The following is a 26,064-nucleotide window of genomic DNA, read 5'->3' on the forward strand; positions in this document are numbered from 1 at the left end:
ATTAATTTAATATAAGGGGTAAATTGTAAAAAGAAGCCTCTTAAAAAGAGGCTTTTTATGTCTACGAAATTTTTGCAAAAATAAAGCTTAACGTCCAACACCATAGTAGATGAAGTTATTGTCTTCAACCCAGTATTTATTATAGAGGTTACGACCATCTAAAATAATTGGGGTGTTCATGTTCTCTTTAAGCGTGATGAGGTCTGGAGACCAAAAGGCTTTATATTCAGTTAATACACATAATGCATCAGAATTTTCAGTAGCTTCATACATCTCTGTATGAAAAGAAATTTGCTGTAGTTGATGATTGTTAAGGTGTTTATGAACCCACTCTTTAGAGGCTTCTAGGGCAAAAGGGTCATAGAGTTTTAATGTACAGCCTTGGTTAACAAAAGCCGTAATTAAGGTTAAACTGGCTGAACTTTCAATGGAGGTGGTATGTGGTTTATAACCTAGTCCCCATAAAGAGATGGTTTTACCATTTAAGTCACAATCAAAATACTGCCAAAGCTTTCTAAAGAAAATTTCTTTCTGGTTTTCGTTAATGTCGATAACCGCTTGCAATAAGCTGTTACCACCATTTTGATGGGCTTGCGGTAACAATAGTTTAATACGTTCTAAGTCGCGGGTAAAGTTATCCCCACCAAACCCTACACCAGGGTAAAGGTAAGCTCGGCCAATACGTTTATCTGCCCCTAAACCTAAACGAACTTCTTCAATATCCGCGTCAATCACTTCAGAAATAGACGCAAGCTCGTTCATAAGAGAAATACGCGTCGCCAACATAGCATTTGTACCGTATTTAGTTAATTCAGCCGAAGCTGGAGACATATTAAGAATGACATCGCGATTACGGTTAAAAGGGGCAAAAACTTGTTTAAGCTGCTCTCTAATTTTTTCGCTTGAAGTACCAATTATAATTCTATCAGGACGCGTAAAACGTTGGATAGCATGACCATCAGCGGCAAAGTCTGGGTTAATTGCAAATTCAAGGTTAGCCGTTTGTGCTAATTCTTTGGCTAAGCCAATCGAGAAGTTACTCCGCACGACAATCGTACTGTCTCTTAGAGCAGATTTTGCAAGTTGGTTAGCAATCAGTTTAGCGTTATAACAGTCATCGGGATCTAAAGCTATAATGTGGCACTCAGCATTAGAATCTAAAGAATCGTTAATGGTTAAGCGTTCACTTTTTAATTGATTGTCTAGAAGTTCTACCAGGCCTGGTTCCGCAATTTCTTCTGGGCGTTTACCAATTAAGGTTACGTTATTTCCGGTTTCAGCTAGGCAACCAGCACAAACCATTGCGCTTACGGTGTTTCCAAAAACATTAATTTTCATTTTGTACGTTCCATATGCTTTTTAAGATGCCTTGAGTAGAAGAATCTAAGCCTTCAGTATCTTTATCTTCAATCTTTTGCAGTATTTCTAGAGCGATTTTTTTCCCTAGTTCCACTCCCCACTGGTCAAACGGGTTAATATCCCAAATAACCGACTGTACAAACACGCTGTGTTCATAAAGGGCAATCATCATACCTAGATGTTTGGCATCTAATTTATCAAACAGCAGGGTGTTTGAAACTTGGCCACCCGGGTAGTCTTTATTTGGGTCTTCATCGGTTTTACCAACCATAAGAGCACTGCTTTGAGCAAGGCAGTTTGCAATATTTAAATTATGATGAAAAGTATTACGTTCATTTTTACGAACCACTTCTGCATACAAAATAAAGTCAGACATCACACGTTCAGTACCTTGGTGCATTAACTGGTAAAACGCATGTTGAGCATTAGGCCCCACTTCACCCCAAAGAATAGGGCAGGTGCGGTAGTCAACCATTTCACCTTTACGGTTGACATGCTTACCATTACTTTCCATTACCAACTGCTCAAGATAACTCGCCAGGTATTTAAGACGTGAGTCGTAAGGTAAAATGGCTTGGCCAGCTAAGTTTAAGAAATTGATGTTCCAAACGCTAATTAAGCCTAAAGTAACCGGTACATTGTCTTTAAAAGGCGTGGTTCTGAAATGCACATCCATTTCATGAGCGCCTTGTAAAAAGGCATTAAATCCTTCCATTCCTTGCTGAAGAGCTATGGTTAGACCAATTGTTGACCATAAAGAAAAACGACCGCCAACCCAGTCCCAAAATAACAGCTGATGTTCAGGTAATAATCCCCACTCTTTCATCTTTGGAGCATTGGTAGAGACACCGATAAAATGTTGCATAGTGCCTGCATGGGTTGATGAGTGTTTTTCAATCCACTCTTTTGCCGTCGTGGCTAAAGATTGAGTATCTATCGTTGTAAAGGATTTTGAAGCAATAATAAATAGGGTGGTTTCAGCGGATAGGCTTTTCAATAAACGTTGTAGTTGTTTTCCATCTAGAGTAGAAACAAAGTGTAATTCTGGAGCAAGCGGGCTTCTGATTCCTTTTAGAGCGTGAGTGACCATTAATGGCCCTAAATCACTTCCTCCAACCCCAATATTTACAACATCAGTTATTGCTTTACCAGAGTAGCCCCTCAGTTGTTTGGTATGAACGCGGTCAACTAACTGTTCCATTTTGGCCCATTGCTCACTCACTTCAGATTTTGGATGGGCTAAATCTCTAAGAAAAGTATGTCCCGCCGCACGACCTTCAGTGTGATTAACTTTTTCGCCATTAAAAAGTTTTTCAATCCAATCAGATAGTTTCGCTTCTTCGGCTAAATCAAAAAGAGATTGTCTCTCTTCAGAGGTCAAATTCTGTTTAGAATAATCGAGTACCAGGCCTGGTAGCTTTACATTGAATGCTTCAAATCGATTTGTATCATCACTAAATAAGCTTGCTAAATGACGTTCTTTTGCTTGTTTGCTTAATTCTTCTAAAACACTATAAGAGGGGAGTTGCTTCATTGCATATACTCTTTTAACCAAGTTTTAAATTCATTGCCTAATTCAGGATGCTGAATGGCAAATTCAACAGATGCTTTTAAATAGCCAAGTTTATCACCACAGTCATAGCTTGTACCAGCTAAACAATAAGCATCTACCGTAGAAATCTCCATTAACTGAGCGATGGCATCCGTTAATTGAATTTCATTTCCAGCTCCTTTAGGAGTCACTTTAAGTAAGTTTAAAATATTGTTTTCTAGAATGTAACGTCCAGTAACAGAAAGGTTAGAAGGAGCCTCTTCTAATTTAGGTTTTTCTATAATAGCCGCTATTTTGCTAGATTCACTAGGGTTTAACTCAGCACCCAAACAATCAGCAATACCATATTTATCCACTTCAGATTTTGGAACAGGCTCTACCATAATTTGACTATGTCCTGTTGCTCTAAATGATGCGGCCATATTGCGTAAATCGATAGATTCATTATTTAAAATAACATCAGGCAGTATTACAGCAAAATCTTCATCACCAATAATCGGAGCCGCACACAACACAGCATGTCCTAATCCTAAAGCTTGAGGTTGGCGAACCGAAATAATATTGGCATCATTCGGTAAAATGTGACCAACTTTTTCTAATAATTCTGTTTTATTTTTAAATGCTAAGGTTTTCTCTAATTCAAAGTTATGATCAAAATGGTTTTCAATCGCCCCTTTAGAAGAGTGGGTGACCAAAATAATATCGGTAAATCCAGCAGAAACGGCTTCTCTCACCACATATTGAATAAGAGGTTCATCAACCAAAGTAATCATCTCTTTAGGGATTGCTTTAGTAGCAGGTAAAAAGCGAGTTCCTAATCCTGCAACGGGTATAACGACTTTACGAAGTGATGGCATAGATAAATCCTAAAATTTAATATTGAATTTGTGAGTTTTTATTTAATGAGACCTTTGCATGAGATAGGTGCGAAAGAAAAATGAGGAAAAATTTTCCTGATTGCGGCGGAAAACGCAGCGAGTAGCTAGCTATTCGCAAGTTGTCGCCCACCGGAAGTGCCCTTGGGGTACAACAAAAATCAGGTGAATTTTAACCATTTTTACTCGCTCATACTCTCGTGCAAAGGTCTCTTATGTAACTGTGTACTTAAACGTGTATAAATTCAATTAGTATAAAACAAAACTTTAATTTAAATTAAGTAATCAATCGTAGTTTAACGTTAAATTCACTTTTGATTATTGAATTTTTATTAAAACTAGATTCCTAGCGTGACTCTTGAAAATATAACCAGGCCTGGGAGATTGAATTTCTCGTTAAAATTAGCAATATGCAAGCCATAAGATGTTTAATAGAGAGTGGTTCTTTCTAAGTTGTTGACTTAAAATGGTTTATTTGGTTTTTGTCTGAAAGGTTTGTTTTGTTAGCGATTTAATTCACCGATTTTGTTTTTAAACTAAATGCATAAAAAAGAAGCATGAATTCCATTTCAGTGCATCCCACCGTATATGGTGTTCAGTAACGCCACCTTGGTTGAAATGGCAAAATGGAGCAGCTACACTATATTTAACCATGAGCGTTTACACAAAATGATTTACAGGATCCAGTTTAGTTTAAACTTAGAGAGTACCAAAACCTGCACTTTATGGAGTAACTATCATGCCTTTTTTAGATATCAATAAATGACAGTAATGAATGACAGTAATGAATGACAGTAATGAATGACAGTAATGAATGACAGTAATGAATGACAGTAAGTATATGAAATGTTTTAAAAACTTTCTGGCTTGTGAATGTGATACCCTTGTCCAAAATTAATGCCAATCTCTTGGGCTTTGTTCAATACTTCTTGGTTCTCGATATATTCTGCAATTGTTTCTATACCCATAACTTTTGCTATCTTATGGACAGATTTAACTATTTCATAGGAAACTTTATCTGTAGCTATCTCTTTTACAAAAGTGCCATTTATTTTAATATAATCAATGGACATATTTCGTAGATATTCAAAAGAGGCTATACCCCTGCAAAAGTCATCAAGTGAAAACTTAAACCCTGCGACCTTTATTTTGTCTATAAACTTTATTGTTGCATCTATATTTTGTATAGCGATGGTTTGTGGGACTTCAAAAGTAATATTTTCAGGGTTTATACCATAGGTATTTTTCCTAGCCTTGATAAAGTCAGGAAAGTTTTCATCTTGTACTGATTGCATAGAGAGATTTATAGAATATCTGTCGTTTTTGTCAATAATCCTAAATGTATTTTCAATAACCCACCTATCTATTCTTGTCATAATTTCATATCGTTCAGCAGAAGGGATAAAAGCATTAGGTTGCATGAGGCTATTATCAGGAAGTTTCATTCGTATTAGAATCTCATAATACTTTTGTTGTGTTTTTGAAAAGGAGCGTATCTCTTGCATATGCAATACAAATCCATTTGTACTCAGTGCTTCTTCTAGCTGAGCTATCAGATTTAGTTCTTTTACATCTTTAGAATATTCGTCTTTATTTTCATCAGCTATATAAATCTTGTTTCTACCTTGACTTTTGGCAATATTACAAGCATTGTCTGCTGCATTGATAATTTCATTACATTTATTGTGCTTATCACTTATGAGAGATATACCGATAGATGCGCTTATATTAAAAGTATATTGCTTATAAATAAAATGAAATTTTTCAATCTCCGAACGTATATTTTCTGCTATCTTTTTTGCTTTATGTAGTGAGCACTCTTCAAGTAGTATCGCAAACTCATCTCCACCTATTCGTGCTACTATATCTCTACTTCTTGTATGTGATTTTAAGATGTTGGCTATCGAGTTTAAAAGTATATCTCCAGCTTCATGACCAGCTGTGTCATTGACTGGTTTAAACTTATCTAAGTCCAAAAACATGACAGCTCCTGCAAGTTTATGTTCTAAAGATTTTTCTACAGCCCTAGAAACACTCTTTTCAAACTCTTTTTTATTCCAAAGTTTTGTTAAGTTGTCATGGGTTGCTTCCATTTGTAATTGTATGTCTTTAGAAATATCTTCTATAATAACAAGCGATCCATCCAACATTGGACGCACTTTTATATTTAAAACATACTCTTTGAATTTTATATTGCTTAAGTTAAAATCAAGTTTATTATGAGACTTTATAAAAGAAGTATAAGTACTAAGAAGTTCATCAATATTGCAAAATACATCTTTATAGTTTTTATCAACCAAGTCTTTTGGGGTAGAGTCTTCAAAACCTAAGGAATTTACTGCATTTTCATTAATAATTCCGACTTCATAGTCTTCAGAAAAAGTAATAATCCCAAATGGAACATTACTCATTATTCCTGTAAGAAATTTTTGTAAGTGGACAACATTACTTAACATTTTAATATCCTTTAGCGACCACGATAGTGGCATCATCATCACTTAATGCAAAAGCATCAAACAATATTTCTGCAGTTTTTTGAGCACTTTTGTCTTTTAAGCTTACAGAATCATACTGTATCTTTTTAACGCCGTCACTGTGGAGTATGATTGTAAAATCTTTAGGTTTTTTTATCTTTTGAACATAAATCTCCTCTGGCAAAGATACTCCCAAGGAGCCATTTTGTACTTGTATAGGGTTTGGTGTATCTGAGAGAACTTGAACAAAAAGATTCCCAACAATTACAAGTTCTAACTCTTTAGGTGTTATTCTACAAAGTGTAAGCTCAACACCACGATCAGCTTTTTTGTTTTTTTGAACTATTTTATGCCCCTCTTTAACAAGAAAAGGTAGTGGTTGTGTATAGTTTTCACTTAAAAATGAGTGCAGTACATCTGCAGAAAAACATGCTTTTTCACCATGCCCTGCACCATCAAGAACTGCTAAAAGAGCATTTTCTCCGTTATACGGTTTAATAAGATACTTATCACCATTGATATACTCTCCATGCATAGCAAATGAGACACTACCAAAATCAAGAACATCTTTTGGAATTGGTAAAAATATTTTTAAAGTTACAGTTGTGCCATCTTTTGAACTCTCTATAAACATTTTATCAACAGAGCGTTTTGCAGCACCAAGACCTAGACCTAAGCTATTTTGATGTCTTGTAAATCCATCTTTCATGGCAACATTAAGGTTGTCTATACCACTTCCTACATCTTTAATAACAAGTTTTAAACCTTTATGATTTTTAGTTGGCTGTAGTGTCAAAGTTCCTTGTGTTGCATAACGGATGACATTTGTTACAATTTCTGAACAAGCAGTAGCAAAATAGGCAGCTTCTCTTATGCCAAAGCCAAATAGCTGTGCTTCTTCTTTGACTATTTTAGTAATATAGTAAATATCTTTTACTTCCGTAATAGCGAAAGTATGGATAGGTTTTTTATTTGACATTTAAATCCAAAAAACTGTTTTATTCATTAATATCTACAATTTTTTTACCCGACATCTCATATGTTGTCGAAAGTGCTGCTTTGAGATTTCTTTTTATTATATGTTCCTTTAAATTTACATTTGCTTTTACCATACTTTCTGCTAAGTACCCTTTAATACCGCAAAAAATTGGAGTAATACCTAGTAAAACCAAAGTATCGGCAAGTCTTAGTAAATATCCAGATACTGAAGAGTCAATCACATCAACATTGCCTAAATCCATAATCACATAATCTACCTCTTTAATCTCAAAGCAAGCTATCAACTTATCACTTACTTCAGCGATTCTTGCTGAGTCAATGGAACCAAATAAACCAGTATAAATCGTTCTATCCGATATCTCAGAGACTACCATAGGAATCTCACCACCAATTTGTTTTCTGCTAACTGCTACATTTTCTGGCATTATAAAACCTTTATTTAATTGAATAACTTTACTTATTATACTGAAGATAACATGTTGTATCTAAATGTTCTTATATTTGGAACAGGGATTACTGTTCTGGTCAATTCCATCAGGACAGTCATAAACACCTCAATAATTAAGACAATTGTCCATTATTAAAGTGTCCTGTCTAATTAAACCAGTTCAGTTGTTTGGCGGTTTGTCATATTTAACAAGACCTTGTAAGTGATGCTTTGAAAAAAGTAATATTTTTTACAAAAAAGGCTTGTCATCGATAAAATTTTCTCTATAATACGCACCCATCAGGCGAGAGCTTGAACAACTATTCCCCAATAGTTCAGTTGGTAGAACACCGGACTGTTAATCCGTATGTCCCTGGTTCGAGTCCAGGTTGGGGAGCCAAATTTTAAAGCCAGGTAATTCAATCACTTATGTGAAATGAAGCCTGGCTTTTTTATTGCCCATAAGAAACTGATGTAGCAGAAATTGTAGCAACCCCAGTCTCTGAGCGGTTTACATAGCGTTTTAGGTGCTCATGGCTAAAATGAGCGTAGCGTTTGACCATTTTATAATCTGACCAACCGCCTAATTCTTGAAGTATTTCAATTGGCGTTCCTCTTTGAACATGCCAGGTTGCCCAGGTATGCCGTAAGTCATGCCAACGAAAATCCTCTAATCCAACTCTTTTACAAGCTGTCTTAAAAGCCCTAGTGTTTGCCCGACGGACTCCCTCACCTTTGTATGTAAACACCCGTTCTGGATTGTTCCCAACTTGGCGTTTAATGACCTCTATGGCTTTATCTGAAAGGGGAACGACAAAGGCCTTCTCACTTTTCAGAATGTCATCTCCTTCGATAAAAACAGCCCGCTGAGAGAAATCAACCTGTTCCCAACGGAGCAAGGTGACATTGGATTCTCGTAAGCCTGTTTCTAAAGAGAAGATAACCATATCGGCAAGGTGTGGAGGTAGAGCCAAAATTAATGTTTGTGCTTCTGACTCAGTTATCCAACGAACTCGTTTTTTCGGTTCCTTCAAGAGTTTTATATAGGGTGGAGAGCATTTCACTTCCCACTCCTTACTTGCTTTGTTCAAGACCGCTCTAAGTTTCTGAAGATGACGGTTAACGGTAGCATTACTGGCACCATCTTTCAGTTTGTTCTGAATGATGGCATCAATGTGCATCCGTCTGATTTCATCGAGATACATATCTCTAAAATATTGGTCAAGATAACGAAATAAACGAATCTCATTACCTTGGTCTTTATTTTGAGTTTCACGCATGAATCGAACGACCGCTTCTTGCCAAAGAAGGCGAGGTTTTTCCCCTAGTTGGAGAACTCGCCATAATTCAGCTTTTAGCAAATCGGTAAATTCTTGTGCTAATCTTCGGTCTTCAGTCCCAGTAGAGCGTTGTATTCTTGTTCCGTCTGGAGCGGTAAAGTTAGTCCACCAGATGTTGTTTCGGAGGTAGATTGACATAATGATTCCTCATTGTTGTCAACAAACCCAACAACACTCTCAGAACTAGGATATTGTTTTCTGATATGTTGTTCAAGGTCTTGTTGAATGAATACCCACTTTCTTCCAAGTTTTCCACAGGGGATTTTTCCAGTCTGAGCCAGTCTTCTAACGGTTTCAGGGTTGCACTGTAAAAATTCTGCGGCTTGGTTGAGAGTGAGAGTTTTGATTGGCTCACTCATGGGATTTACTCCTTCAATTCAGTGTTATAACGAAGTGTTTTCTCTTTGGCTTTACCCTTGAGGTAATCCTCAATCGGTTTATCTTTCACAGTAAGGTGATAATCTTCCGCTTGATGTAGGAACTCGCCAAGCGCTTCCCCTAAATCGGTAATGCCTTCACGAGCCATGAAAGAACTGATTGCCGCTAGACCATTCACAAATAAAAACTGGTCATTAGGTAATCGTCTTTTGGTGACTACTTTTACAGCATCACAATCGGAGTTCGTACAAGAATCAGAAATATCTTTCCATGCATCATTGATAGGCCAGCGTGATTCATTGCTGTCAGTCGTTGGGTTAACGAGTTGTAACCATTTTGTGGTTGCGTACTTCCAAAGAGCTGGGCTGAGTTCATTAATTTGATAAGGATTCATTAAGCCAACGTTTTTCAAGAATTCTCGTTTCATTTGAAACTCCATTCGCCAAACATCTGTTTTACCATCCCACCCCTGAGCTTCCCAAATAGGCTTTAGGTAGTCCTTCTTGGATTTAACTATCTCAAGGGTTTTATTGTATAAACGACCCATGACAACCCCTTTACCAATTCGCCAGCCAGAAGGGCGTTTATGTTGGTGAAAACGGTCTATTTGAGACGCTCTAGTCTTCCATTGTTGAATATCAATGGCTTCAACCTTAAATTGAGGCAAGGGCATAAAGTCCATGCACAAATCTAAACGACTAACTGAGGGATGACCTTTAACCTTTCCAAGTTTATAAACGATGTTATCGAGATGGCTCAGTACTTCATCTATTTTAGTGAAGGTGAGTAGCTCACTACTTATCTGTATATAGGCTAATGGCATAGAGGTAGACTCGCCACTTGATAGTTGAATAGTAAACCAGTTATCACTTAATACAAAAGAGAAGCGACCAGCGCCTTTAGGTTTGACTTCAAATTTATGCCCAGCGAAACTGATATAAGCTTCAGCCGCCACTTCTTTATTGAGGTGTTGAGCTTGCTTTTTAACGACGGTTAATAGTTCTTCAATCTGGGGGAGTATGTTGCCCCTATAAGATATGTACAAACTATCTACTGCACATCGTAAAGGTAGGGTATTTTTCTTATCTATGTATTTTGCAGGTGCTGTGTTACTAGGTGACGCACCAAGTTTATTGCACGATCGAGGTGTGCCTTGAGGTGACTGTGTTCCACAGTCATCCTTCAAGCCAGCACTCTCACGCGCTCCAGTTTTTTGTTTATCTTCTGTATTAGACATTTCCTGTCTCCTTCAGTTAATTATTAAAGTAATTAACGTTGCAACGTTGGAGACAAATTTAGAGTTATTTTCTATTTATTTCACCGACACGTTTTGGTGCTTTCTGTGTCGTTAGAGAGTTTCTGATACGATTACACTCCCTATGAAAGCTATTTAGCTCCTTGTATTCTTCATAATACTGAAGAAGAAATTGTTCTCTTTCTTGTTCAGACATGAGATCAAAAACTTTAAAATCTAATAGAATAAAGATTGCGAAGGTCAATTGTGGATATTTGACTTTTGGTTTTTTAGTTTTCGTCGGATAAAGAGCATTTGCGACATTGGTCAGTAACTTTTTGTTGTGTGTTATCTCGGCATCTTGGAGTTTAGTTTTAATAATTTCTGTATGTATAGCAGTACGATCAATTTCAAGAACTTGCTTTATTAGCGATCCATCTTGATCTTTTCCAGTAGCAATGTCTAATAGAAGTCGATTGATAGGCTTTTTGTTATATAAGATAGATTCAAAATTTTTTACTAGGGATAAGATTGCAGCCGTTTGCTTACCTGAAATCTTTTTCGGTAAAGGCTTGCCAATAAACGGGATTGGAGGTGATACGATGTTAATAAGTTCTTCAAATGGGTTATCTGAGCTGTAGATTTTTTGAACATCTTCAACCATGTTGGTTGCAGTTAAGGACTCAAGAAGCTGTTTTGAGAATGGTTGTTGATAGTATTCATACCATGATGGTAAAACTTTACTGTTAAATTGTGCAGCGTCTATAGGCGTGTTTTTTATTTCATCAATTAATGAGATAAGTTCTGGTACCATTTTTTGAATAATTTTATGAAATGAAGCATTAACATCAGCTATTTCTTTAGTCTCATTTATCTTCATTATGATAAGTTTGCATCTTTAATTATTTGAGTGATGTCAACTTTAAAAGTATCCATTGCATTATGTGCCGTTGAACGTTCATATAAATCTAAATCTGGGTTTATAGGCTTTGGATCAATTGAGTTTTTCTTTCTTTCTTCAGGTGAAATACTAGTTTGTTGTGGATATCTGGTTCCGATACTTATAAGATCTTTCAAATCATATTGGATTTTCAGTGTCGAAAGCTCGCCTGTTTCTTGTAAGTAGAGAAGGAATACGTAACCTACAGATAGAACTGTATTGACAATTGGTCTAATAAGAGCCATCGAAGAAGGGCCACCAAGTAAATTTTCTTTTAAAAGGTTGTCTAGTTCATTGTTAATGGACCAGTCTTCATGAGCTGAACCCGTTTGTTGTGATAGGTGACGAACTAAACCTTTATTTGTAAAAAGGTATTTTTTACCATTTAGACCTGCGATATGTTCCATGTACTCAGACAGGGTAAATTTATTATCACTATTTTCTCTAATTGGAAAGCGATAAACAAAGTTGTAATGATCCATTAACTTTATGAGGAGAGGTTTATTTTGTCCTTGTCGTACAGCTAACAATCTCAATTTCCCTGCTATTTCGCCTGTGTAACGGAGATGGTTGTACTCATAAAAACATAAGTGAGAATATTCTTTTAATAACAATAAGTGATGGAAAAGCTTAAAAACAAGATCTCCAAGTTCTCGTTGTACTCTTTTTCGATTCGAAGCTTTGCCCATTGAAATCCTACGTTATTTTTTATTTTTTGATAAATTAATGTCGAAGCCAATTTAGATTTTGGTGTTTATTAATATTACTTCTTGTTAAAAAATATTATACCTAGCTTGAATTTCATATTTTTTCAAATACATTATTACTGCTATGGAAATTGCAATTCCAATTAATTGAAAAATCGTATTTCCTGCGCTCATCTCATCTCCTGGAAATATTGGAAATATTGAAATGAACCCTAACGGGATAGAAATTAAATATAGCCAAAAGGTAAATTGCCAGCCCCAAGATTGAAGAGTCCATAAGCCATAAACGGATGCTAATAGTAAAGCGCCAAAAATTATAAAAACAAATGAAAGTAAACTAGCCCAAAGAGGGATTTCTGGAATAGCCGAAAATAATGAAAAAATTAATCCAGCGAAAAGAGATAGAAGGCCTGTTAAAGCGCTGTATATTGCAATGAGAGTTATGCCTGCGGTTTTTTGTTGGTTGGTGCTCATATAGAATCCATGTTTATAAGTAAAAAGTCTTATAGGATTAGATTATTATGAAGGATCGATGTCAAGATAAATTTCGAAAAAATACTGATCGTTTAGTACTGTCGGAGTGTTTTTTGATGAGTTGTGTAAAGTAGGTTAAATTTATATTTCAATATGAAAGAGTGTCTTTAAGTTGTTGAAATAATTTAATATAGTGGCTCATAAACCGAAGGTTATTGTATAAAGTACATTATAAATCGGTCTTAGTAGTTTAGAATGGTTGAGAGTGTTGCTAAGTTGTTGATATTATTAAAATAAGTGGCTGTTAATCCGTATGTCCCTGGTTCGAGTCCAGGTTGGGGAGCCAAATTTTAAAGCCCTAGTCGCAAGACTGGGGCTTTTTTGTTTCTATTCTTTGTAACTCTTCATTGTTAAAAAATCACTCTATCACGATATTTCTGTCAAACCTTGGTTCTCTCTGAATGAGGAGTTTTTTTGTTTAAAGTCTCTAGGATATATATTGGGATAGTCTTGAATAGGTGTTTTATGCTTAATTTTTAAGAGCGTGATATTCTCTATTTATTCACTTGCAAAGCGTTTATATTAAAGATGTGTTTTTTTGAAAAAATAAGGGGTTGAAGAGTGGATTCGAACCACCGACCCCCACCATGTCAATATGGTATTTCTATCTAAAGCTTTTATCTCTGGACCTGGTTGTAGTCTATTCTTCCCATGTTTACCGGGCTTTTCTTTGTCTTCTATTTTTACCGGTACGTTGCTTATTTGTATGTTTTTGATATTTATGGTTGCACATTGGGCTCAAGTGTGAAAAATAGAGAGTACAGAAAACAACCTCTATAATTATATGATGAATTTCAAAATCACCGAATTAACATTTGATCAAGTTGCACTCAGTGAGTTGAGTGAAAAACATCCAATCTGGAAAGGCATTGAGCTCAAATCGAGTTACAAGGGGCTAGAGCCTAATGACTTATTCGATATGATGGAGAATAAGGTCATAGACGACTCCTGGATTGATTGGCTATTGATTAGTAATCCGATAGTAGTAACTAAAAGGCTACAAAGGAAATCTCAGCAGGCTTTAGGTGTTGATGCGGAAGAGGTAAAGCCAGGTTATTACCTGATTATGGGGTATACGAATTGGTTCTATGCAACATCTTATCTTGGTTATAAATATGGAGATAAAATCCTGTCTTCTTATAAAGTCCCCGTTCTAGTATTACCCTTGAGTCAAATTTCGTCAAAGACCAAGGATGCGATTATTTCTAATGAACTTTTTTTTCAATCAGTCCTTCAGAAGCCTAAAAACTACTATAGATATATGCAGGAGTATCTGGATAAAGAAGTCGGCTCTGTGTCTCAATTTATTAAAACATCCCAGGATCTTGCAAAGTTCGCAGGGGTCTCAAAATCTAACCTCGTAAAAAGAAACAATAGCGCTAAAGCTAAATCGCAGCTAGGAGCAGATGAGCTAACTATTGAAGGGGATGCGGATGCTAATGGCTAGTCATTCTTCAGTGATGGTAATCGAAGACGTCCTGAAAGAAACAATTGAACGCTTGAAGGTTGAAGCGGCAACTGGAACCAGTTATGACCTCCTAAACTTTATGGAAGAATCTGAACAAGCAGATCTCTCAAGATTGTTTTGCTTCTTACACGTTCCAGAGTCATTGAGAGGTTTCTACCATGCTAGCGAGTCTATTAAGTGCATTTTAGATTTGTTAGAGGAGCTCTCTAAAGAAAAGGAGTGTTGCTTAGAGCAAGTTCAGTCCTGGAAGAGTGTATTGGAAATCTTTCTGTCAAAAATCGATGAGCTTGATGAGAAACTACAACCTGATTTTCATAGCCATGACTTGCGAGGGATTCTAAAAAAGTTTCCGCTCTATTCTGCTTTGTTCTACTTAAGCGGCAGTGAACTTTATCTACACAAACAGATTATATTTCCAGTTTTAGCCATTGTTTTTATTCGCAACACATTTGAGATAGAGGACGATAAATATTATCAAATTTCTAAATCGATAAGATACCTAGAAACGACTAATCCAGATGGCTTGGCTGAATTTCAGAATGATGAAAATAAACCTATCTTAACTTCGATTTATCAAAACCTATCATTAAAGGAATCGTCTAAAAAGCTTGAAACACTTTTGAATTCGATTGGTTTGAAATCTGCTGTAAAAATTGTTAGAAATAAAGGCTTTATCAATCCCAGAAAATCAAAGCATGGGATAAGGGGATTGTCTGGAAAAATTAAAGGCCGCTTTCCATTAGTTTCAGTTAGAGGAAGGTTGCCGCAATTTGCGAATACAGAGTTTGAAATTGAAGAGTTTGGTCTAGTAAAACAGGAATATTACTTTCCAAAAGACATTGAAGAAAGAAAAGATAGCGATATCTACGGTGTTGACGTTATGGATCATGTTTTGGATATCTCTATTTCGGTACCATTGACAAGTTTAGTTATGCAAGACGCGCATCACAGAGGTTCTAAGGTTAGGCCTGAAAATGAAATGGATGTGCGTAAAGTCCGTACCCATGCTAAAAGAATATCTGAATCATGCATAAGAGCTGCTCAGACATTGAAGACAGATACCGGTCTCATTGATGAATTTACACTAGAGCAATTTTTGCTAGATTTGGTAAATTATTCTGAAAAAAAATTTAGCCCAAATGAGTTTAGTCCCAATCAAATTCCTGAGCCATTAATAGCTGCAGTCCTTGGTGTAATGCTGTTTAGAGGGCGAAAAATTGAGATGGCTATATCGACAAGAAGAACAACATTAAAAGCAATGGCTCCAGGTTGTTATTTTTTAACCCCTAAGCAGGGTAGGCAGGTTGCTTTTTGGTCGGAAGAGTCCCCTTTGGTTACCAATAATAGAGCTTCGGTAGCAACAGAATCTGCGAGTTCAGTCTATACTTTACCTATAAATAAGTGGTTGACTGACTTATTGATTAAGACACAAAATATTCGGGATCAGATTTTACTATTGCCAGGTTATGATTCTCCTGAATTCATTGAGTCCTCAAAAAAACTAGGTTTTGTTTGGACGGATAAAGATTTTAAAGAGAGTATCGAAACCTATCTAAGTAATTTAAGGAGAAGGCATGGCTTGCCAAGTTTGAGTTTGGTAATGATCCAGGGTTACTTGGAAAAGAAAGCCTTGGTTGAATATGATCCTGTTCTGAGTTCTTATTTCACCTCTAAGGATAACCAGCATTCGCATAGTCAAATGCACTATACACGTTTTGAAATTTCTTATTTACAATCAAAGTATGTTGAATTGTGGGATAAAGTTGTATTCGGAATGCAATTTAGTAATTCTGATTTTGAAAAAATAAATGATTGGCCAAGCTTGGATTCTAAAGAATATATTGGATCTAAATTTTGCCCAAAGCCTGAAATTATTCGAGAATTAAATCAGCAATTAATAAATGATTTAAGCGGAATTGAGTTAGAAAGTTTTCAAGAGATTATTGAGTATCACAATTCATACAGTCTATATACGCTGTTATCTTTTTCTTTTGCAACGGGGTACAGGGGCGTTCATCAAGTGATGCCTCATTGGAGGCTAATAAGTCCTGATATGAGATTTATATCTATATCTGATAAGGACGATTTAGATTCAACCCATGCAAGAGTGGTGTATTTAGTTGAAAGAATAAGGCAGCAACTCCTAAATTATATTGAGCATGTTAAGGCGCTCTTAAAAAAGTTGTTAGAAATCAATTTTAATTTGTATAAAAAAGTTTTGGCGCAACTCTGGGATTGGCTTAATGCCCAGGAGTATAGAACCTCATCAGGCCGATTTTCATTAAGTGAAATAGATGTTACCGTCTTCTTTCATATTGATCAAAAAAATAAGATTTCTTTACTTTCATTAAATAATTTCTTTAATTCATTTAAAAAGAATAATCATGTTGATATCCCGATTAATGCAGGTCGTCACGCGTTAAGATCAAAGCTTTTTCAAGAACGAGTTCCTTCAGATGTGATTGATGCTTTTTTAGGGCATTTTATACAAGGGCTGGAACCTCATTCAGACTATTCTGCATTTAGTTCAAGCCTGTTGGAAAGCGAGTTAGAATCGATTATCAATAATCACATGGAAGTAAATGGATTTGAACTTATTAAGTCGAGGTTCTTATAGGCTTCATGGATACTCAAGGAATGGAAGACTTAGATAAAAATCTGACTGAAGAGGAACTAGCCTACCAAGCTATTTTGGAGCAGGCCTTTGACTTTTGGTTGTTTGAATTGTCGAAGGATAATGAAAACATAACATGGACAGAACGTAAGAAGGATATTCTACTGCTTGTAATTGATGCTATTTTAAAAGATATTCAGCCTGAAAAAAGGTCAATTGAAGAGGTTACATTACCGGATAAAAGAATAAATTATAAAAGGGTAAACAGTCGTTTATTTAATAAAAAACTTGATGCCTATTCTCAAGGCGAAGTGTCGAATATGTTGGCAAGAGTTTTTCGATACGCGGTTGAATATTTAAATTGGAAATCAGCCTCTGATATTGAAGTAAAAGTCGTACAAAACAGGGTTATACCGCATGTGCGAGAAACAGAGATGTATAACGCACATTACGAAAAATACTACACTCAAATTTTAGATGATGCTTTATTTGATTTTAATGAAACAGGTGGGCACAAATTATTTGCTTGGACTGTATTAAGTTTGATTTCTGATTCTCATGTATTCAATCGAAATGAACTTAATGCTATTCTTCGTAGTTCTTCAGCTGAGGTTTTTCAACTAGGTGATAATGAGCCAAGATTGTTAATTACAAACCAAGAGCAAAGAATGAGTAAGAAGTTGCATTTAAGGTCTTGGTTATTTCTTTTAAAGTTTTGGAACAACGGAGGACTGGAAAGTCTTTTTTTAAACATCGATGACTATGACTTAAAACAAATATCTGATAGATGCTTGTTGAGAGAAATCAAACGGTTTTCCAAGAAGTTTAATATCAAATTTTTGATTCCTAGACAAATGGGTCAAATAATCGATGTCGTTGCAGCAAATATTTACCTAAAACGTCCATCAATGTTGCATGCAGTTTCAATCGGTAAAAAACCTTTCACTGAATTAAAGCCTGAGACTTTGTACCGAATCATAACTGGAAATAGAGTTTTGCACGAACGTGTAAATTCTGATGTTAATGAAAGTCCAAAAATAGATTCTGAAATTGACGATTTAAATGACGGTGAGGATAGCGATGCAAGCCAGTTGATTGCCCCCCAGTCATTACAAGAAAAAAGAATAAGACAGATTCGAAAAGTTTTGCGGAGTATCGGAAAGAAAGATTCTGTTACTTTTTTAGAAAATAAAATTAAACAAGATCATCAGTCATCATTAATGGTTTTATGGTTAATGAAATGGCTTTTATTTCTTTATCGCAGAGCTCAGAGCAATGAACTGTCAGATGAGAGTATAAAGCGTTATTTTTACAGACTGGCATATTTACTTATAGCCGCTTTTGACAACCTCAATCTTTTAGAGCTTGAAGAAGAAGATTGGATGGACTTGCTTCAAGAAGTGCTTGATAACTCCAACGATAAGCAAGTTGGAACTTATTTAACGTTTTATATTAGCTATCTAAATAAAAACATGGGGCTAATGAAGCTACCTTTGCATGAGTTAGATGGTATTGATTTTAATGGCTCAGTTAATGCCAATGTACTTACGCCTTTTGAAGCAGTTAAAGTTTATCATGCTCTATCTGAAGATGATGTTTTTGAAAAAACGACTATAACCTGTAGACAAATAGCTCTCATATTGGGGTACTTTTGTGGATTAAGAAGACGAGAGATATGGAAGTTAAGAACCATTGATATTTACGGGCGCGATGATGCTCTTTTTTTATTTGTTAGGTCGCACAAGGCGAGAAAGTTAAAGAACTTTTATTCAAGAAGAAGGATACCACTTGCTCAATTGATCCCCACGTTTCTTCTGAAGCATGTGGTGGCTTGGTGGAAAGTTAGAAAACAATCTAATGGTGTTTATTTTATTTCAGATAGTCCCTCAGAACCGGCTAATGAAAAAGATATTTTCGATTCAGTTCAAGTGGCATGTAGAAAAATTACTGGAGACCATACGTTCGTTTTTCATGGACTGCGGCATAGTTTTGCAAATTACTTTATGATTAAAGTAATGCAGGTGCCGTACCCAGAATTAGCCAGGTTATTTGGGTGTAAAAAAATATTGCAAGATGTGGAGGAAGTTCGGGAGTTACAAGAATTTTACTCTAAAGGGGCATCAGCAGATTTAATCAGTTATTTCTTTCCAAGAGAAAATCAAACATTACCTCGATCAACGCTGATGCAGTTGGCTATGCTTTTAGGCCATAAGGTTCCAGACACGACTTTTAAGAGTTATTTGCATATATTTCAAGAAATTGTTCCTGAGTTTTATGAGCCTTTAAGTCAAGCACAATATGCGTTTTTATTTAAGTCCTTTTTTGTCACATCGCAAGATTCTTCTGTTAAAGCCTCTCGAATAAAAAAAACTTATCTCAATGAGGATAAAAGTTTTAACGAGCAATATATTAAAATTAAGATTGTATGTGACCTAATTTCGTGTCATGAAATACCAGTGCCAGGGTTTAAAGAGTCGGAAGATCTGGAGTTAATAACGAATGAGGGAATCGAAAGTAAATCATCGTCAATTTATGAAGAGATAATACGGGTTTTACCCAAGGCTCAGAACCTTCTACAAAGTTTGATGCAAAATTCAATCGGTGTTGAGGAGCTTTCAAAAATTTATGGGGTGAGTTGTAGACAGTCAAGAGGTTGATTCAGTCATAGTCAATTAATGGACAAGCCAGGCTTTATAGATTGGACAAAAAAGTCATTTGGACTATATCTTCAAACTGATTCCTATTCAATTTAAATAGGTCAACTCAATCTCGAAGTTGAGCACTGCAACTGATGGTTTGGGCATTTTAATCTTCATTTTTTCATCAATCTATAAACACTGGGAATGCTGATTCCATACTTTAGAGCCAAATCCTTTACTAAAATTCCCGATTGACGTTCCAAAATCATTTGCTCGATTTTTTCTTCTGACAGTTTTTTCTTTGCTCCGAATTTTACGCCTTTAGATTTAGCTTTCTCGATACCTTCAATTTGTCTTTCTTTACGAATCTCAGTCTCAAATTCTGCAATGCTGGCAAGCATATTAAAGAGGAGCTTTCCTGTTGGTGTAGTGGTGTCAATTTTTTGATCCAAGACTACAAAATCAACATTCTTTTCTTCAAGCTGATTAACTATTTTCGTCAGATGAAATGTTGAGCGGGCAAGACGATCAAGTTTTGCAATGACAAGGCTATCTCCTTCTCTTAGGTACTCAAGACAGTTTTGTAGCTGTGTACGATTGGCAGTGGTACCACTAACTTTCTCCTCGAAAATTTTATTGCAACCATATCGTTTGAGCTTTTCCATTTGCACGTCTAATTTTTGTCCAACACTTGATACGCGAGCATAACCAACAACTGCCATTATCAAGACCTCTAATGCTTTCTAATAACTAAATTATAAGACATAAAATAATAACCCTGAAGCATAATTCTCACAATGTATACATCATGAGAATCTTATCGAAGAGTAAGGCGTTTATTCGTCTTCAAATTCGGCACTACTAAACTTAAGAACATTGCAGTTTTCTTTGATAGTTCTTTGCAGAGACTCATCAAAACCGTCTTTCAGTTTAGCTTGAATTTCAACAGAGATTGAGACATTGACCCCAAGTTTTGAAGTGAACTGTTGCACAATTTCATCCATAATCATGGCAAAGTCCATTTTGGCTTTGATTGGATCAAGTTCGACTGTTCCATAGAACTGATTTTTAATAGCTGCTATTACTGGCTCAGGATCAATTGGCTGAATAGGACCTGTTTTAGCACCATCATGGTCATCTGGTGAAGTCGGATCTGTATTGCCACCTGTTGGAGAAACTGGTTGTGGGGTCACTGGAGCAGGTTTTGTTTCTTCTTTATATTTTTCAGCCGCTTCACGTTCGATTAAGATCGAGGATTCATCAATCGATAAAATTGTGTTTCTGCCAAATACAAATCCGAGATACTTGTCTTGATCTTTACCCGCAGCATATCCAAAAAAATCTTCAGTTTCTAATCCTTGTCTGATGGCATTCTCAAAAACATGACTATTTGTCATTCTAGGTAAGTACAAATAATTACAGCTATCCTGCCAAACCTTTAATGCATTAACTTCGGAAGAATCTTTAAAGTACCATTGCTCAAGCAATCTTTTTAAGAAAACGGGACTCCAGTCAGAAATCAGCCATTCTTCTTCACGAAGTTTTGTTTCAATTTCTGAAATCAAGTTAGTCGCAGCTGGAGAAACAGAAACCGACTCCCAAGTTAATTCAGGCTTGCCTTTAATGAAGTCTTCAACGGGGCAGATCAGCCATTTATAAGCTTCTCGGACAATTTGATTCAAACTCTGTTCTGCCCCGGCAGTATTGCGCTCAGCAACTTTTTTTAAAGACATAGTTAAATCTAATTTGCCTTCCGAAACATCTCGATCAATACTTCTCCATGCAAGGTAGGTTTTTGCAGCATCTTTTAAACGATTCACTACATCATAGTCCGCAGCAAAGAAAATCAGCCGGTTTTGCTTTTGTCTTGGTTGTTCACCTCGATTTCTTAAAATCTCTTCAGCAGCACTATATGCTTGATTAGACTCTCCTCGACTGTAGGCTTGGCTTGGCGATAACACTACTAACCTCGGGCCATTACCATAGTCATCAGGAACATCCGCTGATGGCGTAAAAACATGAATACCAGCAAAAGAATGATTACGTCCGAAGACTCGACTAACTCTTTCTTTAAGTAAAGGCTGAAGTTCTTGAAGATCGTTAATATTTTGTTTACGACTCTCCATCTCACGACGTAGATTTGGACGCGTGTCTAAATAAAACCGATCATGTTCAGCATATAGATAATGCAGCTTATCTCTGAGACGATTCAACACATCTTCAAATACACCGGTGGTCTGTTCTGGCTGAGCACACCCCAATAAAATATGTTCGATATTAACACCTTTTACACCCTGAGCGTTATTAGATGGCGCACTACCTAAGAAAATCGTTCTCATTGCGCGACGAGCAGCCTGCACGCTACCAAATCGAGTATCTCGACCATCAATATCAAAAGGCTCTGAACGACTACCATCCACTTCTTTTTCTAGGACGGGCTCCCAACCTTGTGGCAGGTAATGAATACTCTTGTTTCGTACAACACTATCATCCAGCGGAATAGATCCCGGCATAATCAAAGCGTCTTGATTGTTGTCATTCCATAGGCGGTGAATCACGACCGCCATGTACTGAAGTACGCCACGGGTACGTTGGAATTTATCCAGTGTGGACCAATCTTCATACAGACGGTCAAACACTTCGGGATGAATTGGGTAAGACTGGCATAAACGCTCATAATAGACGTTCGATTGAGTTTCTAACGGAAATTTCGTACTGTTAGCACGATAGAAATCTGAAAATTGACGACTAATTCCTTCTACCTGTGCTCGATCCCCTGCATCTTCAAACAAACGACGACGTACAATTTCAAATGCTTCTGTTGAAGCAACTGGCTTCCATACAGATTCAACACGCGCAAAATACTTTTCTAGCGATTCTAAGGCTCGCTGTCCCATCGTGCCGCCGACTTCTAGTTCAGACTCTGGAAGAGACGCAAGTAGAATCGCATTGGGCACGGATTTTAAAGCCTCAGTCAACGCTTGAATAAAGGAAATATTACTGTCAAAAGAACCCGCTTTATAATGCTGACCAACTTCTAACTGGCGAATAAAAGCGACCAACTCATCCATTAAAATTACACAAGGTGCTGCTTTCTCAATCACCTGGCGAATCGTTTCTTTACCAGGAGAAGTACCAGAAGTATCACTATCCGCCACCATGGCATAGCCTTCTTCACCAAGCAATTGCCAAGCAAGTTCACCCCATAAAGTATTTGTTAAAATCGCTCCGTGGTTTTGTGGCTGGCTTGGAGATAGCTTGATTCCATCTATTACAGCAACTTTGGCAGAAGGCAATTCTGTGATGTTCGCTTCGTCTAAAATTGGCGGAATGCCATCAAGTTTATCTGTACTGACTTTGCGAGAGGCCAAGTGTAAAACAGCCAGCATAGTATGGGTTTTACCACCACCAAATGCCGTTTGTAGTTGAATAACAGGGTCACCACCATGTCCAGCTAAACGCTCGGCAACGGTGCGTAATAATAAACGCATCCCTTCAGTAATAAAGGTACGGGCAAAAAACTTTTCCGCATCTTGATATTCCGGCGTCGCGGTTCCTGAAACTACCTGGGAAATATCCGCTGCAAACTCGGATTGTTTAAATGTACCTTCCAAGACATCTTTATGCGGTTTTGCGATTTCACGCCAAGGTTTTAAACTCATAATTACTTTCCCTAAAATTCCAATCCAATTTGTTCGTCTCTGAGACCCGCTTCAGTGGAAGCGGCGACGATGGCGTGCCATGAACCAATCAGTTCGTTATAGACTCTCGCATCGTCTGCCCATTTTTTGCGTTCGCATAGTGTGTAGAGGTGATAGGCTAGCTGGCGGATTTGCTCGCCACGCTCAGGCATACGAGCCAATAATCCTCCGGCGGCGCTTTCACCTTGTTGATTGAGCACACGAATCATTTGGTGGCACGCTTCCCAAATGGGCATACGATCATCGGTTTTTGGGTCCCATTCGGTTGGATAGTCTTGCCATTTCATCAATTTGACTTTACCGCCACCGGATTCAATTACGCCGGCATTTTGCACACCATCGACCGTAGTGCCCTTGGCACGCGCTAAGGTATCGGCTTCACCAAATGGCCCTAGGCTCCAGCCATATTGTGCAAACCAATCATCACAATACAGGGTATCGGCATCAAAATCACCTGAATCTGGATTCAAATGCTCGGTGATCGCTTTATTAATCAGTACCAAAGCATCATGAACCGACATTTCTGAGCCATCTTGATTGAGAATCGCAGAGTATTTGGAATAAATCGCCATCCCCGGACCAATCGCCGCTTGCGCTAAATCCACCGGCTCAATGGGCGAAGCACCGGCTTCACCGCCAATCATCGCCTCTAACGCATCGGGCATTTCTGAGCGGAGTTCTCGTTGAAATTCTCGCCGAGAAATAGTCGCGGCTTCAACTTCTCGGCGACGGCAGACAAGCACTACAGACGAGGCCAGAGCGTTTGTTCCATTTCCAATAGCTCTACCTACTTTTTCAGTTCGAACTGGCCAAGTCCCATCAATAGAAAAGCCGGCTTTAATCACCGCTGCTAAAAAAGTTTCCCAACCAGTGCTTGCGGTACTGTCGTCTTTGGTTTCAGACTGCTTAAAGGCATAGTAGATGGTCACTGGAAAAGCTGGATGCCCTTGGATCGAAAGCTGCCTCATCGCTTTAGTCATTCCATCCAAAAAAAAGTTTTCTGCTACTTCTTTAGTGCCATGTCTAAATTTTAATGCTGTTAGTTCAGCTTCTTTTGGGACAGCAACCGTTGAGAATAATTCTGGATATAAATCTTTAAGGAGTTTGCGCTGAAAACCATAGAAAAAATCAGATAGATCCGCATAAGCAATATTGTCATAATAAGGTGGGTCAGTTGAGATAACTTTATTTAAAGACAACTCTTGTGTTGTAGCATTTTTTTGTTCAGCAAATCCGGCAATATTCATCCCCAACGAATCAAAACTTTTAATCAGCCTTTCAAATAGATTTTTTATGCTACCAGTAGAGTTGGAAAAAGGATTTACTTCTGCAAAGTCCCAAGCCATAGGTATTGCTTGTCTAGCAAAGACTGACCTCATTTGATTATTTGGTGCATTCCAACCACAAATGGAAGCACCATGATTTGCAATCTGGCTAATAAGAAAAGAAAGATATGTTTTTATTGCTTTTTCGTACTCGAAGTTGGAACTAACTTTAAAATTTTCTAAAATATCAATTATTTCATTTAAAACAATGAGTTGTCGGTTTGTAAAAACACTTCCCCATGTCTCAAGCCCATAGGAGAAGCATGTTCCTCCAGTAAGCTTAGCTGGCAGTGGTAATGAAGATTCCCAGCCTCTAGGTATTGATAAAGCAACGTTTTCATGTTCAGAGTTCGGAGATATAAACAACCTCTCTTTTTTCCCTTCTGCAACAACACACATCAAACGTTGAGACATATTACCGTTTTTAGCTTCTTTTTTTACGTAGCTTAAATCTATTGAAATACCACTATAAATACACTTGAAAGCATTTCTTGATAACTTTGTTCCTTCCTTTTTTACTTTCCAATCAGAAGTTTTACCTTTATGGACTGAAAAGGAAAAATCCACTTCATTTTGTACAATATCAACATAAGCTTCTTTATTTTTTTTATCAGAAACTACAAATGATGAAACCAGAGGTGTATAGCGGTCTCTAAACGCAGGGTTGGGACTCTTAACCGTTCTTGCCCACAGCCAAGCAATCACAGTCAATTCTTGTCCTAAATAAGGTTTTAAATCTTCGCGCTCGGCTACCATATCCGCCGTGATTTTAATTTTCGGATAGAGGTGTCCAATGCGCTTTTGCGCTTCTTCGCGCATCCAATGCCCATAACGGCGTACATCTTCCGCAAGACCTTTGGCGCCTTCCCAATTTTCGACCAGGCCTGGTTGTTTATCTCCTTGTGGAATCGGGCCAATCGGAGTTTGACCCGCAAATTTCGGTGGAATTTCAATCATTGCCTTATTAATCATGACTGGCACAGGATTTAAATCAGACGCATAACTCTCTAAGCCCAAACGCTGAGCTTCAAGTGGAATCGCACCACCTCCGGCAAAAGGATCATGGAATGCTGGTAGTTTTTCTGAGTCAAATAACTCTGACGCTTGCGGATGGTTTTTATTCAATTCACAAGTTTGACGCCAACTGCGCTTAATCGCATTGCGGGCACGATTCAACACTTCTTCATTGTTGGTATTTTCCCACTTCACCAAATCCCGAATAATATCGAATAGGACTTCACGCTCACGGATAATTTGCAGTTTGGTCTCCCGACGGCGCTTATCGCCTTCCACCGTTTCAGATGGATCATTGACCATTTGCGCAAAAATCACTGCACGAGCCGCGGCTAAAGGCCGTCTTGCCCACCATAAATGCAAGGTACTCGGATGCCCATGACGAATCGACTTCTCACGAGCCGCCGCCGCATTAATATCATCCAGTGGCAAAGCCACTTCAATCAGTTTTTTATAAGATTTGGTTTTAGGTTCAGACATGGTA

The 26,064-nt window shown here is 37.3% G+C and carries 18 protein-coding genes and 1 tRNA gene; 4 read left to right on the top strand and 15 right to left on the bottom strand.

All coding sequences use genetic code 11. The annotated features are described in order from the left end of the window. Window positions 1-87 precede the first annotated feature (87 nt). From BS34_RS0102230 to BS34_RS0102255, 6 genes are all read right to left on the bottom strand, one after another. The gene (locus BS34_RS0102230) at window positions 88-1,338 is read right to left on the bottom strand and encodes a UDP-glucose dehydrogenase family protein (protein WP_051640640.1); all 1,251 of its coding nucleotides are present in this window, start codon (window positions 1,336-1,338) and stop codon (window positions 88-90) included. Continuing rightward, complete coding sequence (gene pgi, locus BS34_RS0102235; RefSeq protein WP_029406930.1) at window positions 1,328-2,893, bottom strand: glucose-6-phosphate isomerase; 1,566 nt, start codon at window positions 2,891-2,893, stop codon at window positions 1,328-1,330. Before pgi ends, BS34_RS0102230 begins: the two co-directional genes overlap by 11 nt. Further along, window positions 2,890-3,768, bottom strand: coding sequence for a UTP--glucose-1-phosphate uridylyltransferase GalU (galU, locus tag BS34_RS0102240; protein ID WP_029406931.1), 879 nt, complete (start codon window positions 3,766-3,768; stop codon window positions 2,890-2,892). The genes pgi and galU overlap by 4 nt, the downstream gene beginning before the upstream one ends. An 869-nt stretch (window positions 3,769-4,637) precedes the next feature. After that, complete coding sequence (locus BS34_RS0102245) at window positions 4,638-6,242, bottom strand: sensor domain-containing protein (protein WP_051640641.1); 1,605 nt, start codon at window positions 6,240-6,242, stop codon at window positions 4,638-4,640. Between the two features lies 1 nt (window position 6,243). Beyond that, on the bottom strand, window positions 6,244-7,239 hold the full coding sequence (locus tag BS34_RS0102250) for an ATP-binding protein (protein WP_029406933.1): 996 nt from the start codon (window positions 7,237-7,239) through the stop codon (window positions 6,244-6,246). A gap of 19 nt (window positions 7,240-7,258) precedes the next feature. Continuing rightward, entirely contained in the window at window positions 7,259-7,684 is a 426-nt protein-coding gene (locus tag BS34_RS0102255; RefSeq protein ID WP_029406934.1) for an STAS domain-containing protein, read from the bottom strand. Window positions 7,685-8,010: 326 nt separating this feature from the next. Between BS34_RS0102255 and BS34_RS0102260 the strand changes: the two genes are divergently transcribed. Further along, window positions 8,011-8,086 (top strand) — tRNA-Asn (locus BS34_RS0102260). 52 nt (window positions 8,087-8,138) lie between these two features. Here the strand turns inward: BS34_RS0102260 and BS34_RS0102265 are convergent. The 6 genes from BS34_RS0102265 to BS34_RS0102290 all read right to left on the bottom strand — a co-directional run bounded on the left by BS34_RS0102265 (window position 8,139) and on the right by BS34_RS0102290 (window position 12,759). Further along, window positions 8,139-9,164, bottom strand: a complete 1,026-nt coding sequence (locus BS34_RS0102265; RefSeq protein ID WP_029406935.1) for a tyrosine-type recombinase/integrase — start codon at window positions 9,162-9,164, stop codon at window positions 8,139-8,141. Next, a complete protein-coding gene (locus BS34_RS13200; protein ID WP_029406936.1) occupies window positions 9,065-9,385 on the bottom strand; it encodes a helix-turn-helix domain-containing protein in 321 nt (106 codons plus the stop codon). The genes BS34_RS0102265 and BS34_RS13200 overlap by 100 nt, the downstream gene beginning before the upstream one ends. A gap of 5 nt (window positions 9,386-9,390) precedes the next feature. Continuing rightward, window positions 9,391-10,641: a hypothetical protein gene (locus tag BS34_RS0102275; RefSeq protein WP_051640642.1), complete on the bottom strand. Its 1,251-nt coding sequence runs from the start codon at window positions 10,639-10,641 to the stop codon at window positions 9,391-9,393. A 64-nt stretch (window positions 10,642-10,705) separates the two neighbouring features. After that, window positions 10,706-11,518, bottom strand: coding sequence for a hypothetical protein (locus tag BS34_RS0102280; protein WP_029406938.1), 813 nt, complete (start codon window positions 11,516-11,518; stop codon window positions 10,706-10,708). Continuing rightward, window positions 11,518-12,267, bottom strand: coding sequence for a hypothetical protein (locus BS34_RS12125; RefSeq protein ID WP_038126234.1), 750 nt, complete (start codon window positions 12,265-12,267; stop codon window positions 11,518-11,520). The genes BS34_RS0102280 and BS34_RS12125 overlap by 1 nt, the downstream gene beginning before the upstream one ends. 84 nt (window positions 12,268-12,351) lie before the next feature. Then, window positions 12,352-12,759 carry a hypothetical protein gene (locus BS34_RS0102290; RefSeq protein WP_029406940.1) on the bottom strand — a complete coding sequence of 136 codons (408 nt, stop codon included), beginning with the start codon at window positions 12,757-12,759 and terminating at the stop codon, window positions 12,352-12,354. Between the two features lie 844 nt (window positions 12,760-13,603). Between BS34_RS0102290 and BS34_RS0102295 the strand changes: the two genes are divergently transcribed. From BS34_RS0102295 to BS34_RS0102305, 3 genes are read left to right on the top strand one after another with little or no spacing between them, the layout of a single operon-like run. Beyond that, complete coding sequence (locus tag BS34_RS0102295) at window positions 13,604-14,266, top strand: hypothetical protein (protein WP_029406941.1); 663 nt, start codon at window positions 13,604-13,606, stop codon at window positions 14,264-14,266. Further along, window positions 14,259-16,904, top strand: coding sequence for a hypothetical protein (locus BS34_RS0102300; protein WP_158660961.1), 2,646 nt, complete (start codon window positions 14,259-14,261; stop codon window positions 16,902-16,904). The genes BS34_RS0102295 and BS34_RS0102300 overlap by 8 nt, the downstream gene beginning before the upstream one ends. A 20-nt stretch (window positions 16,905-16,924) precedes the next feature. Continuing rightward, the gene (locus BS34_RS0102305) at window positions 16,925-19,558 is read left to right on the top strand and encodes a tyrosine-type recombinase/integrase (RefSeq protein ID WP_158660962.1); all 2,634 of its coding nucleotides are present in this window, start codon (window positions 16,925-16,927) and stop codon (window positions 19,556-19,558) included. A gap of 155 nt (window positions 19,559-19,713) precedes the next feature. Here the strand turns inward: BS34_RS0102305 and BS34_RS0102310 are convergent, their stop codons facing one another. The 3 genes from BS34_RS0102310 to BS34_RS0102320 all read right to left on the bottom strand — a co-directional run bounded on the left by BS34_RS0102310 (window position 19,714) and on the right by BS34_RS0102320 (window position 26,060). After that, the gene (locus BS34_RS0102310) at window positions 19,714-20,262 is read right to left on the bottom strand and encodes a recombinase family protein (RefSeq protein WP_029406944.1); all 549 of its coding nucleotides are present in this window, start codon (window positions 20,260-20,262) and stop codon (window positions 19,714-19,716) included. Between the two features lie 114 nt (window positions 20,263-20,376). Continuing rightward, window positions 20,377-23,202, bottom strand: a complete 2,826-nt coding sequence (locus BS34_RS0102315) for an ATP-binding protein (protein ID WP_029406945.1) — start codon at window positions 23,200-23,202, stop codon at window positions 20,377-20,379. Window positions 23,203-23,213: 11 nt separating this feature from the next. Further along, window positions 23,214-26,060, bottom strand: coding sequence for a DUF1156 domain-containing protein (locus BS34_RS0102320; RefSeq protein ID WP_029406946.1), 2,847 nt, complete (start codon window positions 26,058-26,060; stop codon window positions 23,214-23,216). Window positions 26,061-26,064: the final 4 nt, after the last annotated feature.

It is taken from the genome of Thiomicrorhabdus sp. Milos-T2 (genome assembly GCF_000702325.1).
GTDB lineage: Bacteria > Pseudomonadota > Gammaproteobacteria > Thiomicrospirales > Thiomicrospiraceae > Thiomicrorhabdus.